14 protein-coding genes are annotated in these 14,970 nt (G+C 70.0%); 8 read left to right on the top strand and 6 right to left on the bottom strand.

Annotated elements, in window-relative coordinates; translation table 11 throughout:
* Nucleotides 1-25: 25 nt before the first annotated feature.
* Both ACIQ7Q_RS29530 and ACIQ7Q_RS29525 read right to left on the bottom strand, forming a co-directional pair.
* The gene (locus ACIQ7Q_RS29530; RefSeq protein ID WP_403868582.1) at nucleotides 26-1,273 is read right to left on the bottom strand and encodes a spermidine/putrescine ABC transporter substrate-binding protein; all 1,248 of its coding nucleotides are present in this window, start codon (nucleotides 1,271-1,273) and stop codon (nucleotides 26-28) included.
* A 50-nt stretch (nucleotides 1,274-1,323) separates the two neighbouring features.
* Entirely contained in the window at nucleotides 1,324-2,838 is a 1,515-nt protein-coding gene (locus ACIQ7Q_RS29525; RefSeq protein ID WP_403868579.1) for a gamma-aminobutyraldehyde dehydrogenase, read from the bottom strand.
* A gap of 175 nt (nucleotides 2,839-3,013) precedes the next feature.
* Here ACIQ7Q_RS29525 and ACIQ7Q_RS29520 point away from each other — a divergent pair, with 175 nt between their 5' ends.
* The gene (locus ACIQ7Q_RS29520) at nucleotides 3,014-3,580 is read left to right on the top strand and encodes an NADAR family protein (protein ID WP_403868576.1); all 567 of its coding nucleotides are present in this window, start codon (nucleotides 3,014-3,016) and stop codon (nucleotides 3,578-3,580) included.
* Here ACIQ7Q_RS29520 and ACIQ7Q_RS29515 read toward each other — a convergent pair.
* Complete coding sequence (locus tag ACIQ7Q_RS29515) at nucleotides 3,577-4,287, bottom strand: DUF4190 domain-containing protein (protein ID WP_403868574.1); 711 nt, start codon at nucleotides 4,285-4,287, stop codon at nucleotides 3,577-3,579. The two genes, ACIQ7Q_RS29520 and ACIQ7Q_RS29515, sit on opposite strands and share 4 nt — an antisense overlap.
* A 148-nt stretch (nucleotides 4,288-4,435) precedes the next feature.
* On the opposite strand from ACIQ7Q_RS29515, the gene ACIQ7Q_RS29510 reads away from it, so the two are divergent.
* Both ACIQ7Q_RS29510 and ACIQ7Q_RS29505 read left to right on the top strand, forming a co-directional pair.
* On the top strand, nucleotides 4,436-5,461 hold the full coding sequence (locus ACIQ7Q_RS29510) for an adenosine deaminase (RefSeq protein ID WP_403868571.1): 1,026 nt from the start codon (nucleotides 4,436-4,438) through the stop codon (nucleotides 5,459-5,461).
* 1 nt (nucleotide 5,462) lies between these two features.
* Nucleotides 5,463-6,170, top strand: coding sequence for a glycerophosphodiester phosphodiesterase (locus ACIQ7Q_RS29505; RefSeq protein WP_403868568.1), 708 nt, complete (start codon nucleotides 5,463-5,465; stop codon nucleotides 6,168-6,170).
* Here ACIQ7Q_RS29505 and ACIQ7Q_RS29500 read toward each other — a convergent pair.
* Nucleotides 6,167-7,054: a helix-turn-helix transcriptional regulator gene (locus ACIQ7Q_RS29500; protein WP_403868565.1), complete on the bottom strand. Its 888-nt coding sequence runs from the start codon at nucleotides 7,052-7,054 to the stop codon at nucleotides 6,167-6,169. The genes ACIQ7Q_RS29505 and ACIQ7Q_RS29500 overlap by 4 nt on opposite strands.
* Before the next feature lie 126 nt (nucleotides 7,055-7,180).
* On the opposite strand from ACIQ7Q_RS29500, the gene ACIQ7Q_RS29495 reads away from it, so the two are divergent.
* Complete coding sequence (locus ACIQ7Q_RS29495; RefSeq protein ID WP_403868562.1) at nucleotides 7,181-8,566, top strand: MFS transporter; 1,386 nt, start codon at nucleotides 7,181-7,183, stop codon at nucleotides 8,564-8,566.
* Here the strand turns inward: ACIQ7Q_RS29495 and ACIQ7Q_RS29490 are convergent.
* Nucleotides 8,541-9,071, bottom strand: a complete 531-nt coding sequence (locus ACIQ7Q_RS29490) for a hypothetical protein (protein ID WP_403868559.1) — start codon at nucleotides 9,069-9,071, stop codon at nucleotides 8,541-8,543. The genes ACIQ7Q_RS29495 and ACIQ7Q_RS29490 overlap by 26 nt on opposite strands.
* A 156-nt stretch (nucleotides 9,072-9,227) precedes the next feature.
* Nucleotides 9,228-10,667 (bottom strand): gamma-aminobutyraldehyde dehydrogenase, encoded by a 1,440-nt coding sequence (locus ACIQ7Q_RS29485; protein WP_403868772.1) that lies wholly within the window; start codon nucleotides 10,665-10,667, stop codon nucleotides 9,228-9,230.
* 164 nt (nucleotides 10,668-10,831) lie between these two features.
* Between ACIQ7Q_RS29485 and ACIQ7Q_RS29480 the strand changes: the two genes are divergently transcribed.
* The 4 genes from ACIQ7Q_RS29480 to ACIQ7Q_RS29465 all read left to right on the top strand — a co-directional run bounded on the left by ACIQ7Q_RS29480 (nucleotide 10,832) and on the right by ACIQ7Q_RS29465 (nucleotide 14,720).
* On the top strand, nucleotides 10,832-11,347 hold the full coding sequence (locus tag ACIQ7Q_RS29480; RefSeq protein ID WP_403868556.1) for an Lrp/AsnC family transcriptional regulator: 516 nt from the start codon (nucleotides 10,832-10,834) through the stop codon (nucleotides 11,345-11,347).
* On the top strand, nucleotides 11,332-12,711 hold the full coding sequence (locus tag ACIQ7Q_RS29475; RefSeq protein ID WP_403868553.1) for an aspartate aminotransferase family protein: 1,380 nt from the start codon (nucleotides 11,332-11,334) through the stop codon (nucleotides 12,709-12,711). Before ACIQ7Q_RS29480 ends, ACIQ7Q_RS29475 begins: the two co-directional genes overlap by 16 nt.
* Nucleotides 12,712-12,894: 183 nt before the next feature.
* Nucleotides 12,895-13,623, top strand: coding sequence for an ABC transporter ATP-binding protein (locus ACIQ7Q_RS29470; RefSeq protein ID WP_403868550.1), 729 nt, complete (start codon nucleotides 12,895-12,897; stop codon nucleotides 13,621-13,623).
* On the top strand, nucleotides 13,605-14,720 hold the full coding sequence (locus tag ACIQ7Q_RS29465) for a hypothetical protein (protein ID WP_403868547.1): 1,116 nt from the start codon (nucleotides 13,605-13,607) through the stop codon (nucleotides 14,718-14,720). The genes ACIQ7Q_RS29470 and ACIQ7Q_RS29465 overlap by 19 nt, the downstream gene beginning before the upstream one ends.
* Nucleotides 14,721-14,970: the final 250 nt, after the last annotated feature.

Here is a 14,970-nt window from a genome sequence, read left to right as displayed (position 1 = left end):
CAGGTGTGTCGGGGGCAGGGGCGGGTCAGGCGCCGATGAGCTTGGCGAACTTCTCCTCGTACGCGGTCTCTTCCTCGGAGGAGAGCGAGCGGAACGAGTGGGACTTGGCGGCCATGGCCGCGTCCGGGATGATCAGCGGGTTTTTGGCCAGTTCCGGGTCGATCTTGGCGAGCTCCGGACCCACTCCGGCGACCGGCGTCACATAGTTGATGTACGCGGCGAGCTGGGCGGCGACAGGGAGCTCGTAGTAGTAGTCGATGAGCCGGGTGGCGTTCGTGCGGTGCCTGGCCTCGGCGGGGACCAGCAGGTTGTCGGTGGCCGTGACGTACCCGGCGGCGGGGATCGCGTACTTGATGTCCGGGTTGTCGGCCTGCAGCTGGATGACGTCACCGGCCCACGCGAGACAGGCGGCGAGGTCGCCCTTGGCGAGGTCCGCGGTGTAGTCGTTGCCGGTGAAGCGGCGGATCTGCTTCTTGTCGACGCCCTTCTGGAGCCGGCCGATCGCGGCGTCGTAGTCGGCGTCGGTGAACGTGCCGGGGTCCTTGCCCAGGTCGAGCAGAGTCATGCCCACGCTGTCGCGCATCTCGGTGAGGAAACCGACCCGGCCCTTGAGGGAGGGGTCGTCCAGCAGCTGGGTGACGGAGTCGACCTTGCGGCCGCCGGTCGCCTTGGAGTTGTAGGCGACGACGCACGGGATGCCGGTCCACGGGTAGGAGTAGGCCCGGCCCGGGTCCCAGTCGACGGTGCGGAACTGGGGGGACAGATTGGCATACGCGTGCGGCAGCAGCGTCGGGTCGAGCTTCTGCGCCCAGCCGAGCCGGATGATCCGGGCGGCCAGCCAGTCGGTGACGTTGATCAGGTCGCGGCCGGTGTCCTGGCCGGCAGCGAGCTGCGGCTGGATCTTCCCGAAGAACTCGACGTTGTCGTTGATGTCCTCGGTGTACTTGACCTTGATGCCGGTGCGCTTGGTGAACGCGGCGAGGGTGGGCCTGGTCTTCCCGTCCTCGCTGGTGTCCATGTACTCGGTCCAGTTGGAGAAAGTGATCAGCTTCTCCTCGGCCGAGTGGTCGTCGGCGTCCGCCGCCCCGCCTTCCCGCTTGGCGGGCGGGATGCCGCAGCCGCTGAGGATGCCCGCGCCGCCGACGGCGAGCGCTCCGGCTCCCGACGCACGCAGCAGCGAACGGCGGGACAGCGCCCCTCGTCCGTCTCGCAGGCTGCGCCGCATGGCCGCGAGCTGTGCCGCGGAGAGGCGCTCGGTCTCGTACTGCTCCATGACGCTCTGCCCTTTCGGGTGGATCTGGCCGCCGAAGGCGCGGCTGCAGGCTAACGGTCTCCGAAGATCGTGCGGTGCCAGTCCTTGCGGACGATGGCGGTGTTGTCGTACATCACATGCTTGACCTGCGTGTACTCCTCGAAGGAGTAGGTCGACATGTCCTTTCCGAAGCCGCTGGCCTTGTATCCGCCGTGCGGCATCTCGCTGATGATCGGAATGTGGTCGTTGACCCACACACAGCCCGCCTTGATCTCACGGGTGGCGCGCCCGGCGCGGTAGACGTCCCGGGTCCATGCGGACGCGGCCAGGCCGTAGGGGGTGTCGTTGGCGAGCGCGATGCCTTCGTCGTCGGAGTCGAAGGGCAGCACGACCAGGACCGGCCCGAAGATCTCGGACTGGACGATCTCGCTGTGCTGCGCGGCGCCGGTCACGAGGGTGGGCAGGTAGTAGGCGCCGTTCTTCAGCTCGCCCCGGGGCGCTTCGCCGCCGGTGACGACGGTGGCGTAGGCGCGGGCCCGGTCCACGACGGCGGCGACGCGGTCGCGCTGGAGATGGGAGACGAGCGGGCCGAGGTCGGTGCTCGGGTCGAACGGGTCGCCGAGCCGGACCGTCGCCATCAGACCGGCGACGGCTTCGACGAAGGCGTCGTACAGGGGCCGCTGGACGTAGGCGCGGGTGGCGGCGGTGCAGTCCTGCCCGGTGTTGATGAGCGACCCGGCGACCGCGCCGTGCGCCGCGGCCTCGACGTCGGCGTCGTCGAAGACCACGAAGGGGGCCTTGCCGCCCAGTTCGAGGTGGAGCCGCTTGACGGTGGACGTGGCGATCTCCGCGACGCGCTTGCCGACGGCCGTGGAACCGGTGAACGAAGTCATGGCGATGTCCGGGTGGCCCACCAGGTGCTCGCCGGCGTCCTTCCCCGCGCCGCTGACGATGTTGACGACGCCATCGGGGATGCCCGCCTCCGTGGCCGCCTGCGCGAACATCAGCGAGGTGAGCGGGGTGATCTCGGCAGGCTTGAGAACGATGGTGTTGCCTGCGGCGATGGCCGGCAGGACCTTCCACGCGGCCATCTGGAGCGGATAGTTCCAGGGGGCGATGGAACCGACCGTTCCGATCGGTTCCCGCCGTACGTACGAGGTGTGATCGCCACTGTACTCGCCGGCCGACTGCCCCTGGAGGTGACGAGCCGCGCCGGCGAAGAAAGCGGTGTTGTCGACGGTACCGGGGACGTCGAACTCCGTGGTCAGCTTGACGGGCTTGCCGCACTGGAGCGACTCGGCCCCGGCGAGGTCCTCGGCCCGGTCGGCGAGCACGGCGGCGAAGCGGTGCAGCGCGTCGGAACGCGTCCCGGGGGTGGCACCGGCCCAGGCGGGCAGCGCGTCACGGGCGGCGTCGACGGCCGCGTCCACGTCCGCGGCGCCGGCCAGTTCGTAGGTGTGGACCGTTTCGCCGGTGGCCGGGTCGACGATGTCCTGCAGGCGTCCCGAGGTGCCGGGGCGCAGCCTCCCCCCGATGTACTGCGCGCCGGCCGCGAAGCGGTCGTGCATCTGGAAGCGGTTGCCCATGGTGCTCTCCGTTGCTCCAGCGGGATTTGAGTGCCGATCCTGACAGAGGGTGACCTGCGCAACAAGGGATTCCGTTGTTGCCTTTTGATTACGCGACGGAATCGGTCGACCATGTGTCGCATCGACGGCCGTTTCGCGAGACGGGGTGTCAGTGGCGGCTGCCACGCTCACGTGCATGGGGATCGAAGAGCTGATCAAGCAGGCCGCCCAGGGACAGCGGATCAAGTACCTGCACTTCTGGGGGCACCGCCCGCGCTCGGACGGCAAGCTCGGCACAAGCTGCCTCAGTCAGTGGTGGCCGTCACCCTTCGTGGTGGACGGCGTGCGGTACGAGACGGCGGAGCACTGGATGATGGCGTCCAAGGCGCGGCTGTTCGGCGACGCGGACGCGGAGCGCAAGGCGCTGGAGGCGCGGACCCCTGCGGAGGCCAAGAAGGCAGGGCGGCTGGTGCGCGGCTTCGACGACGGCATATGGGAGCGCGAGCGGTTCGGCATCGTGCGCTCCGGCAGTGTGCACAAGTTCGCGCAGGATGAGGCGCTGCGCCATTTCCTGCTGGCCACCGGGGACCGGGTGCTCGTCGAGGCGAGCCCGATGGACCGCATCTGGGGCATCGGGCTCGCCTCGGACGACGAGCGGGCGCAGGATCCCGCTCGGTGGTGCGGGCTCAATCTGCTGGGGTTCGCGCTGATGGAGGCGCGGGAGGAGCTGCGGTCGAAGGCCGCTCCTGATCAGTACAACTAGCGCCTGTCGTCCACGACCAAGTGGTTCGAGTAGCTGTCGTAGTCGTACTCTTCCTTCTGCTTCTTGTCCTCGTTGATCGCCGTGGTGATGCCCCAGGCGATCAGAGCGATGAACACGGCGCCGATGACGATGCCGCAGGCGCCGAGGATGATGCCGGCCAGGGCCATCCCGCCGTTGGTCGCCTCGCCGCGCTGGGCGCGCTTGCGGCCGAGGATGCCGAAGATCAGCGCCAGGATGCCGAGGACGATGCCCACGACACCGTAGAGGCAGAACAGACAGACGGAGAGGATGCCGAGCACCATCGCCGTGATGCCCATGCCGTTGGCCGGGGTCTGCTGCCAGCCGGCCTGGCCGTATCCCGGGTAGCCCGGGTATCCGGCGCCGTACGGGTCGGGGGCGCCGAAGCCGGCGGTGCCGGCAGCCGGCGGCTGCGGCAGGCTCGGGGCGGCCGGGTAGCCGTAGGCTCCGGCGACGGGCTGGGCGGGGGCCGGTCCGCCGGGCGCGACCGGAGGCGGCGGGACGGACCCGGTGTCCCCGGGGACCGCGCCGGGCATCCCGATGACCGTCGGCTGGTCGTGCACGCCCGGCGGCGGGGTGGACGCCGGCTTGTCCAGGGGCACCCTGCCCGGTGCGGAGCTGCTCTCCGGCGGGGCCCACGGATCGTTCGGCTGCGGCCCGCCGGGCGGCTGGGCCTGATTGTCAGACATGGATCTCCCCCATCGGTGGTGCGGCTATGTTACGGCCTTGGTTTCCGGCCCCGACGGGCCGCCTACGATGATCCAGGAGCAGGACCCCCGGCCGACGAGCAGGACCCTGCCCGTGAGCTGGAGCGGCCCGTGGCACTTGGAGGAATCGATGACCGATCTGCACCCCTTCATCGCAGGGCTGCCCAAAGCTGAGTTGCATGTGCACCATGTCGGCTCTGCCTCCCCCCGGATCGTCGCCGAACTGGCGGCGAATCACCCTGACTCGAAGGTCCCGACCGACCCCGAGGCGCTCGCCGACTACTTCACCTTCACCGACTTCGCGCACTTCGTCGAGGTCTATCTCTCGGTCGTGGATCTGATCCGCACTCCGGAGGACGTGCGGCTGCTCACCTTCGAGGTCGCCCGCGACATGGCCCGGCAGAACATCCGCTACGCGGAGTTGACCATCACGCCGTTCAGCTCCACCCGCCGCGGCATCGAGGAGAAGGCCTTCATGGCCGCCATCGAGGACGCGCGCACAGCGGCGGAGGCAGAGCTCGGGGTGGTGCTGCGCTGGTGCTTCGACATTCCCGGCGAGGCCGGGCTCGAGGCTGCGGCGGAGACCGCGAGGCTCGCGGTCGACCTGCACCCGGAGGGCCTGGTCTCCTTCGGGCTCGGCGGCCCCGAGATCGGCGTCCCGCGCCCGCAGTTCAAGCCGTACTTCGACCGCGCGATCGCGGCCGGCCTCCACTCGGTGCCGCACGCGGGCGAGACGACCGGACCGCAGACGATCTGGGACGCCCTGAACGACCTGCGTGCCGAGCGCATCGGCCACGGCACCAGCTCGACGCAGGACCCGGAGCTGCTGGCGCACCTGGCGGAGCGCCGGATCCCGCTCGAGGTGTGCCCCACCTCCAACATCGCCACCCGTGCCGTCACCGATCTCGACCGGCACCCGATCAAGGAGATGGTCTCCGCCGGTGTGCTGGTGACCGTCAACAGCGACGATCCGCCCATGTTCGGCACCGACCTCAACACCGAGTACGCGGTCGCCGCCCGGCTGCTGGACCTCGACGAGCGCGGCCTCGCCGATCTCGCGAAGAACGCGGTGGAGGCGTCGTTCCTCGACCCGGCCGGCAAGGCCCGGATCGCCTCGGAGATCGACACGTACACCGCCGAGTGGCTCGCCCGCTGACGTGCGCCCGGTGACGGTGGTCGCCCATCGCGGCGACCCGTACAGGTTTCGTGAGAACACACTGCCGTCGCTGCGTTCGGCCGTCGAGCGAGGCGCGGAAGCGGTCGAGATCGACGTACGGCTGACCACCGACGGTGTGCCCGTCCTGCTGCACGACGCGACGCTGAAGCGGCTGTGGGGGCACGACCGGCCGGTGGCGCGGTGCACCGGGGCCGAGTTGGAGGACCTCACGCACGGCGGTGTGCCGACCTTGCGCGAGGCGCTGGACGCGGTCGGGGACCACCGGTTGATGATCGACCTGCCCGGGGCCACGCCCGCGGCCGTGCGGACCGTGGTGGACACGGTCCACGACTGCGGCGCCGGCGAGCGGGTGTACTACTGCGCCGGCCCCGCGACGATGCTCGCGGTGCGGGCCGTGAACGCGTCGGCGGAGATCGCGATGACGTGGACGACGCTCGCCCCACCGCGCCCGGCACTGCTGGACGCCGTGAAGCCGCGCTGGCTGAACTACCGATTCGGCTTGGTCGGGCGGGAGTTGGCGGACCGTGTGCACCGGGACGGTCTGCTCGTCTCCGTCTGGACGGCCGACACCCGGCGTACGATGCGGCGCCTGATCGGCTGCGGCGTCGACTCGATCACCACGAACCGGGTCGACGCGCTGAGGGTCGTGCTGGACGACTCGCGCTCTTCGAAGGGCGGCCGCGACTAACCCTGTTCCCGGGAGGGTGGGACGGGCGCCGTCTCACCGGAACCGGCGGACGAACCGGAGGCGGCGAGGTCGAGGAGCGTCATCGCGTCGTGGTCCGGGCTGCCGGGCGGCGCCATGTAGACGATGAGGCGCTGGCCTTGTGCGCGGTTCAGGGACAGACCCTCGTGCGTGAGCGTCATCGTGCCGACCTCCGGGTGCCGGAGCGTCTTCTCGCCGTCGCCGATCGTGCGCACCTCGTACCGCTCCCAGAGCCGGTTGAAGTCGGGGCTCTTGACAATCAATTCACCTACGAGTGAGGCGAGATCCGGGGCATCCGGATCGGTGCCGGCGATCGCCCGCAATTGGGCGACGCACCCCTTGGCCTTCTGTTCCCAGTCCACCCACAGCTCGCGGGCAGCCGGATGCAGGAACGTGTACCGAACGGTGTTCCGCTGCCGCTCCGGCCAGTCGGCGATGCCGTGGAGCAGCCGCAGCCCGCCGGGATTGGCAGCCAGCAGGTCGTTGGTGCGGCTCACGACGTACGCCGGGTTGGGCCGGAGCGTCTCCAGAAGCTGCGTGACGGTCGGACGGACCCGCCGCGACGGCAGGGGGCGGGGCTCAGGCGCACGCCGCGCCGCCCGAGCCGCCAGCTCGCGCAGGAAACCGCGCGCCTCCTCGTCGAGGCGGAGCGCGTCGGCCAGCGCATCGACCACGGAGGGGCTCGGACGGGTCTCCTTGCCGCGTTCCAGACGTACGTAGTAGTCGATGCTCACACCGGCCAGCGCCGCCAGCTCCTCCCGGCGCAGACCCGGCGTACGGCGCGTGCCGGTTCTGGCGGGCAACCCGACGTCTGCCGGGCGTACGTCGCCACGGCGAGCCCGCAGAAACTTCCCGAACTCGGTCATGGCGCGAGTATGCCAGCGTGTGATCACCGGTTCGGGCCCGGAGCCTGGCCCTGCCACACCCCCCTGTGGCGCACCCCGGAAGACCACGGTCTGCCCCGCCCCCGCGGGCATCACCAGCCTGGACGGATGACCCGTCTCGCACCAGCCCGCACGCCACAGGACGCCCGGCCACGCCCGGCCGCACCGAAGCTGATCCTGGCGACCTCGTTCATGGGCATCTTTCTGCTCAACCTCGACGCCATGGCGATGAACGTGGCGCTGCCCGGGATCGGGCGGACCTTCGGCGGCAGCACGGCGGGCCTGCAATGGATCGTGGACGCCTACACGTTGATGTTCGCCGCACTCCTGCCCTCCGCGGGCACGCTCTCCGACCGCATCGGGGCGAGCCGCGCGTTCGGCGCGGGCGTCGCGGTCTTCACGGTCGCCTCGGCGGCCTGCGCACTGGCGCCGGGTCTGGGCGAGCTGGTCGCCGGCCGCCTGATCCAGGGGAGCGCGGCGGCGATCATGCTGCCTTCCTCACTTGCCCTCGTCCGGCAGGCCTTCCCGGACGTGGCCGAACGGGCACGGGCCATCGCGCTGTGGACCGTTGGCGGAGCCGTCGCGGTGGCCGCCGGCCCGGTGGTCGGCGGGGTGCTGTCCAGCACCCTGAGCTGGCGGGCGATCTTCGTCGTCAATCTGCCCGTCGGCATCGCCACCCTCGCGGTCTTGACCCGGACGGAGCGCTCGCCGCGCCGTGCCACGCCGCTCGATCCGTACGGTCAGCTCGCGGCGATCGTCGCCCTCGCGGCGCTCACGTTCGCGGTGATCCACGGAGGTGAGAACGGCTTCGGCGAGCCCCTGGTGCTGGGCTGCCTGGGGCTCGCGGCGGTGGCGGCGGCCGCGTTCATCATGATCGAGGCACGAGCCACCGCGCCGATGGTCCCGCTCGATCTCTTCCGTTCGCGCACGGTGACGCTTTCGGTCGCGATCGGCTTCGTCGTCAACGCCGCGTTCTACGGGCTGGTGTTCGTACTGAGCCTGTTCTTCCAGGACGTTCTGCACCTGTCCGTCATGGCCGCGGGGCTGATGTTCCTACCCATGATGGCCGTGATCGCCGGAGCGAACCTGGCCTCGGCCAGGGCCGCGGCACGTTTCGGGCCGCGGATGCCGATCGCCGTGGGACAAGTAATCTGCGCGCTGGCGATGTTCGGCCTGCTCTGGATGGACGAGGGGACCAGCGGACCCGTGATCGCGGCGCTGCTCATCCCGGCCGGCTTCGGCATGGGTCTTGTCGTGCCTTCCCTGACCGCCGTCCTGCTGAACGACATCGCCGCGGACCGGGCCGGACTGGCCGCAGGGATCCTGAACTCCTTCCGGCAGACGGGAGGCGCGCTCGCCGTGGCCGTCTTCGGGGCTCTGGTCGCGGACCGGGGTGAGTTCCTGGCGGGTCTGCGGGTCGCCTTGTGCGTCGCGGCGGTGATGCTGGCGGCCACCACGGCCGCGGCCCTCATGCTGCCGCGCCGCCGTGGCTGACCGGCGCCGTCAGTGCCTCCAGTTGCTTGATCCTGCGGCGGACGAGATACAGCGGGATCACGCCGAAGACACCGAAGGACATGTCGATGACCGACCACCAGAACGGGATGCCGCGGATCGGTCCGCAGATCAGGGCGAGCGGAATGATCCCGGCACAGGCGATCATGCCGAACTCGACGACCCAGATGTTGCGCACCGGGTCGCGGTAGGGGCCGTAGAAGGCAACGGCGATCACCAGGTGGGCGAAGGCGAGCCAGTCCGTGCCGTAGAGCACGAACGGGTACTTCTCGTCGGTGGCGTCGAGTCCTTCCCGTACACGCTCGATCCACTCCACGAGCGCGGGCATGTGCTCGGGAAGGGGCGACGCCGGGGACGTCAACAGCTCATCCAGCAGGTGCAGTTCGGTCACCAGGGGGAACGCGGTCGCTCCACTGAGGACCAGGCACACGACGAAGAAGGCCAACCAGACACGTATCCCCCGCAGCAAGGCTGCTCGCTCGCTCATGCGGGCAGCCTACGCCAGTTCTGAACATGTTCAAATCCCATTGCCGCTCGGGTCGCCTTCGACCCGACCGGTTCGCCGGCCCGTAACCCCCGACACGACAGCGCGCCCGGTGCACAGGTGCACCGGGCGCGCTGTCGTGTTCGCCTACGGGCGGGGTCAGCCGTCGAGCGACGTCATGACGTGCTTGATCCGCGTGTAGTCGTCGAAGCCGTACGACGACAGGTCCTTGCCGTAACCCGACTTCTTGAAGCCGCCGTGCGGCATTTCCGCGACCAGCGGGATGTGGGTGTTGATCCACACGCAGCCGAAGTCCAGCGACTTGGACATCCGCATCGCGCGGCCGTGGTCCTTCGTCCACACCGAGGACGCCAGGGCGTACTCGACGCCGTTCGCCCACTCGAGGGCCTGCGCCTCGTCAGAGAAGGACTGGACGGTGATGACCGGGCCGAAGACCTCGTTCTGGATGATCTCGTCGTCCTGCTTCAGGCCGGAGACGACGGTCGGGGCGTAGAAGTAACCCTTGTCGCCGACGCGGTGACCGCCCGCCTCGACCTTGGCGTGCGCCGGGAGCCGGTCGATGAAGCCGGTGACCTGCTGCAGCTGGTTGGCGTTGTTGAGCGGGCCGTAGAGCACGTCCTCGTCGTCCGGGGCACCGGTCTTGGTCTCCGCGGCCGCCTTGGCGAGCGCGGAGACGAACTCGTCGTGGATCGACTCGTGAACGAGCACGCGCGTTGCCGCCGTACAGTCCTGACCGGCGTTGAAGAAGCCCGCCACCGAGATGTCCTCGACGGCCTTGTCGATGTCGGTGTCGTCGAAGACCACGACCGGCGCCTTGCCGCCGAGCTCCAGGTGGACGCGCTTGACATCCTTCGCCGCGGAGGCGGCGACCTGCATGCCGGCGCGTACCGAGCCGGTGATGGACGCCATCGCGGGGGTCGGGTGCTCGACCATCGCGCGCCCGGTCTCTCGATCGCCGCAGACCACGTTGAAGACGCCCTTGGGGACGATCGCGCCGATGATCTCGGCCATAAGGACGGTCGACGCCGGCGTGGTGTCCGACGGCTTCAGCACGACGGTGTTGCCCGCGGCCAGCGCCGGCGCGAACTTCCAGACGGCCATCATCATCGGGTAGTTCCACGGCGCGACCTGCGCGCAGACACCGACCGGCTCGCGGCGGATGATGGAGGTCATGCCCTCCATGTACTCGCCCGCGGAGCGGCCCTCGAGCATGCGCGCCGCGCCCGCGAAGAAGCGGATCTGATCCACCATCGGCGGGATCTCTTCCGTGCGGGTCAGCCCGAGCGGCTTGCCCGTGTTCTCCGACTCGGCGGCGATCAGCTCCTCCGCCCGCTCCTCGAAGGCGTCGGCGATCTTGAGGAGCACCTTCTGGCGCTCGGCCGGCGTGGTGTCGCGCCAGGCGGGGAAGGCGGCCGCGGCAGCATCCATGGCGGCGTCGACGTCGGCCTGGCCGGAGAGCGGCGACGTGGCGTACACCTCGCCGGTGGCGGGATTGACGATATCGATCGTCCGGCCGTCGGCGGCGTCCTTGAACTCCCCGTTGATGTAGTTGCGAAGTCGACGCAGCTCGGTGGTCACTGTTGCCACCCCTCCTGTCGTGTCCGATGGGTGAGACACCCCACCCTAATCTCTTCACGGACGTTTTCAACAGGCCCGGCTCTCCGCAACTTCGGATTCAGTGAGATTTAAGCCCCTGAACAACGAATTTCATCGCCCAGGGCTTGCCAGACAGACGAGTAGCAGTGCACAGTGAGCTCGTGGCCAGTCGTAACGCAGACTCCAGGAACGTGACCGGTGCCGGTTCGTCGACCCCGACGATCGACACCGTCTCTCTCGCGATCATCGAACAGCTCCAGGAGGACGGCCGCCGTCCTTACGCCGCCATAGGCAAGGCCGTGGGCCTTTCCGAAGCGGCCGTGCGGCAGCGCGTCCAGAAGCTGCTCGACCAAGGCGTGATGCAGATCGTCGCCGTCACGGACCCGCTCACCGTGGGTCTGCGGCGCCAGGCGATGGTCGGCATCAGCGTCGAGGGCGACCTCGATCCCGTGGCGGACGCACTGACGGCCATGGCCGAATGCGAGTACGTGGTGATGACCGCGGGCTCCTTCGACCTGATGGTCGAGATCGTCTGCGAGGACGACGACCACCTGCTCGAAGTGATCAACAAGCGGATCCGTGCGCTCCCCGGCGTGCGCTCCACCGAGAGCTTCGTCTACCTCAAGCTCAAGAAGCAGACCTATATGTGGGGAACCCGATAGCCGTGAGCAAGGACCTCTCCAAGACCGCCTACGACCACCTGTGGATGCACTTCACCCGCATGTCGTCGTACGAGCACGCACCCGTGCCCACCATCGTGCGTGGCGAGGGCACCTACATCTACGACGACAAGGGCAAGCGCTACCTGGACGGCCTCGCAGGCCTCTTCGTGGTCAACGCGGGCCACGGCCGGCACGAGCTCGCGGAGACCGCCTACAAGCAGGCGCAGGAGCTCGCGTTCTTCCCCGTGTGGTCCTACGCCCACCCCAAGGCCGTGGAACTGGCCGAGCGCCTCGCCGGCCACGCGCCGGGCGACCTCAACAAGGTCTTCTTCACCACGGGCGGCGGTGAGGCGGTCGAGACCGCCTGGAAGCTCGCCAAGCAGTACTTCAAGCTGCAGGGCAAGCCGACCAAGTACAAGGTCATCTCCCGCGCGGTCGCGTACCACGGCACCCCTCAGGGCGCCCTGTCCATCACCGGCCTGCCGGCCCTCAAGGCACCCTTCGAGCCGCTGGTCCCCGGCGCGCACAAGGTGCCGAACACCAACATCTACCGCGCCCCGATCCACGGCGACGACCCCGAGGCCTTCGGCCGCTGGGCCGCCGACCAGATCGAGCAGCAGATCCTCTTCGAGGGCCCCGAGACCGTCGCGGCCGTCTTCCTCGAGCCGGTGCAGAACGCCGGTGGCTGCTTCCCGCCGCCGCCCGGGTACTTCCAGCGGGTCCGCGAGATCTGCGACCAGTACGACGTGCTGCTCGTCTCCGACGAGGTCATCTGCGCCTTCGGCCGCCTCGGCACGATGTTCGCCTGCGACAAGTTCGGCTACGTCCCGGACATGATCACCTGCGCCAAGGGCATGACCTCGGGCTACTCCCCGATCGGTGCGTGCATCGTCTCCGACCGCATCGCCGAGCCGTTCTACAAGGGCGACAACACCTTCCTGCACGGCTACACCTTCGGCGGCCACCCGGTCTCCGCGGCCGTCGGCCTCGCCAACCTCGACATCTTCGACCGCGAGAACCTCAACCAGCACGTCCTGGACAACGAGGGCAACTTCCTGTCCACGCTGCAGAAGCTGCACGACCTGCCGATCGTCGGCGACGTCCGCGGAAACGGCTTCTTCTACGGCATCGAGCTGGTGAAGGACAAGGCCACCAAGGAGAGCTTCACGGACGAGGAGACCGAGCGCGTCCTGTACGGCTTCCTCTCCAAGGCCCTGTACGAGAACGGTCTGTACTGCCGGGCCGACGACCGCGGCGACCCGGTCGTCCAGCTGGCGCCCCCGCTGATCGCCGACCAGTCGACCTTCGACGAGATCGAGCAGATCCTGCGTACGGTGCTGACGGAGGCCTGGACGAAGCTCTAGGCGTATTGATCACAAGCGGCACGCGGCCCGGGTACCTCCATCCGAGTGAGATGGACGGTGCCCGGGCCGCGTGCTTCCCGGTACCCCGGCAGTGACTCCCTAGCGTGCCCAGTGACGGATCGGCCCTGTCTTCGTTCCCCCGTACGGGGGGCCGGAAATCTGATCAGAACCGAGGTGTACGTCATGGTGGCCCCGCCCGACAACGATGTGATCTGGGCTCGCTCCCTGCACCACGCCCACCAAGGCTCCCCGGCCCTCGTGGGCGTGTCGCTGGGCGTACGGGAGGGCGAGATCCTCGCCGTGCTCGGTGCACGCGGCAGCGGCAAGACCACGCTCCTGCACTGCCTGTCCGGCCGGCTCGTCGCCCAGCAGGGCGAGGTGTGGTTCAACAGCTCCCCCGTGCACACCATGCCTCCCGCGCTGCGGGAGCGGCTGCGGCGCGACAGGTTCGGCTGGATCGGCCCCGCGCCGACACTGCTGCCGGAACTGAAGGCATGGGAGAACGCGGCACTGCCACTGCTGCTCAGCGGCGTCTCGCGGCGGGCCGCGAAGACCACGGCGATGGAGTGGATGGAACGCCTCGACATCGGCGCCTGCGCGAACAAGCGGCCGTACGCGCTGCTCCGCGCCGAGCAGCAGCGTGTCGCCGTCGCCCGGTCGCTGGTCACCACGCCGTCCGTGCTCTTCGCCGACGAGCCGACAGCTTCGCTGCACAGCACGGACCGGGCCCACGTGCTGCGCACGGTGACAGCCGCCGTCCGGTCGCACCGCATCACCATGGTGCTCGCCACGCACGACATGGACATCGCGGCGGTCGCGGACCGCACGATCACGATCGCCGACGGGCGGCGCGTGGGGTCCACGGCGATCCCCGACGCGGAAGGCCGGGCCGCGTGCTCGCTCTCCGTCTAGCCCGTGGCGCGCACCCGCTGGTACTGCTGCGCCGGCTGATGGTCGCGGCAGCGGCAGCGGGGGTCGGCTTCCTGCTGCTGTGGACGCTGACATACGCGCTGTCGCATCCCGACGACCCGGCATCCGTGCAGCGCCTGCTGTGGTGCGCGATCCCGCTCGCCGCGACGGTGTACCTCGCGGTCGCCGTTGCCCGTACGGACCCCGGCACCCGGCCGCGGCCCGGCCTCGCCTCGGTCGGCCTCGGCCCCGTCCGCCTGGCCGCCCTCGCCGCGGCGTCCACCGCGCTCTCCTGCACCCTCGGCAGCATGTTCGCGCTGCTGGTCTTCCTCCATCTCCGGGGCGACCTGTCGGGGCTGCCGTTCGACGGCGCGGCGGCGGAACTCCTCGACGCGGGGCAGCCATTGCCGCCGGCCGGCGCGCTCACCCTGCTGGCCCTCGTCCCGCTCGCAGCGACCACGTCGGCCGCGCTGGTACTGCGGCCCCGCCCCCGGCCCGCGCAGCCCGACACCGAGGAACCGGCCGGCGCCCCCGCAGGGCTCCCGTGGGGCGTCGCGCTCATCGCGGTCGGCCTGGCCGCCGAGACGTACGCGAGCGGCGCGCCCGCGGCCGGTCACCCGACCGGGGTGCTCGGGGGCTGGATCCTCACGGCGGTGGGCCTCTGGCTCGCCGGCCCCGCCGTCACACACCTGAGCGGTCGCCTGCTCCAGTCCACCCACCCCGGCGCGACGCGTCTGCTGGCCGGCCGCATCCTCATGGAGGAGTCCCGGCGCATCGGCCGCCCGCTGGGTGTGGTCTGCGCCGTGGCCTCCGGCGCGCTGGCCGCCACGGCGGCGTACGACTCCGCCCCTCGGCCGTGGGGCCCGATGACGGCGCTGGGCGCGACCCTGATCGTCGCCTGCACGACGGCGACGCTGGCGACGGCGGCGCTGGAGGGGAAGCAGGCCCGCTCGGAAGCGACGACGGCCCTCCTCGAGCTGGGCGCTCCCGCGACGACCCTCCGCAACGCGGCGGCCCTGCGCGCGGCGGTCCTCGTCATGGTGTTCACCCCCCTCACCCTGACCGTGGGCGCCCTGGCAGCAACCCCGCTCGCCCGCTGAAGGTGCAACGCGCGCCCTTTCGCGCCCGGCCGCGGCGCGGGGACTGCCGAGCGGCAAGGACCGAACGGACCGCGCCACGCCCTCTGCGCCGGGGCGCCGTCTTCCCGCCGCGGCACCAGGGCGCATCAGGTGCAGGGGCGGACGGCGTTTGCTGACGGCGTTGGACGTGAGCGGTGTCGGCCCGTGCGGCCTAGGGTGAGGGAGTACGTCAGCCGGTCTTGTGAGGCGTCGGAACAGGTGGGCAAGGGTC

Source organism: Streptomyces sp. NPDC096176, assembly GCF_044763255.1.
GTDB lineage: Bacteria > Actinomycetota > Actinomycetes > Streptomycetales > Streptomycetaceae > Streptomyces.
This window is presented reverse-complemented; position numbering and strand designations above follow the sequence as displayed.

What these genes read in the sequence shown, in the direction of transcription:
- ACIQ7Q_RS29530 (WP_403868582.1), bottom strand. Translation starts at nt 1,273, where the DNA reads ATGGAGCAGTACGAGACCGAGCGCCTCTCCGCGGCACAGCTCGCGGCC.
- ACIQ7Q_RS29525 (WP_403868579.1), bottom strand. Translation starts at nt 2,838, where the DNA reads ATGGGCAACCGCTTCCAGATGCACGACCGCTTCGCGGCCGGCGCGCAG.
- ACIQ7Q_RS29520 (WP_403868576.1), top strand. Translation starts at nt 3,014, where the DNA reads ATGGGGATCGAAGAGCTGATCAAGCAGGCCGCCCAGGGACAGCGGATC.
- ACIQ7Q_RS29515 (WP_403868574.1), bottom strand. Translation starts at nt 4,287, where the DNA reads ATGTCTGACAATCAGGCCCAGCCGCCCGGCGGGCCGCAGCCGAACGAT.
- ACIQ7Q_RS29510 (WP_403868571.1), top strand. Translation starts at nt 4,436, where the DNA reads ATGACCGATCTGCACCCCTTCATCGCAGGGCTGCCCAAAGCTGAGTTG.
- ACIQ7Q_RS29500 (WP_403868565.1), bottom strand. Translation starts at nt 7,054, where the DNA reads ATGACCGAGTTCGGGAAGTTTCTGCGGGCTCGCCGTGGCGACGTACGC.
- ACIQ7Q_RS29495 (WP_403868562.1), top strand. Translation starts at nt 7,181, where the DNA reads ATGACCCGTCTCGCACCAGCCCGCACGCCACAGGACGCCCGGCCACGC.
- ACIQ7Q_RS29490 (WP_403868559.1), bottom strand. Translation starts at nt 9,071, where the DNA reads ATGAGCGAGCGAGCAGCCTTGCTGCGGGGGATACGTGTCTGGTTGGCC.
- ACIQ7Q_RS29470 (WP_403868550.1), top strand. Translation starts at nt 12,895, where the DNA reads ATGGTGGCCCCGCCCGACAACGATGTGATCTGGGCTCGCTCCCTGCAC.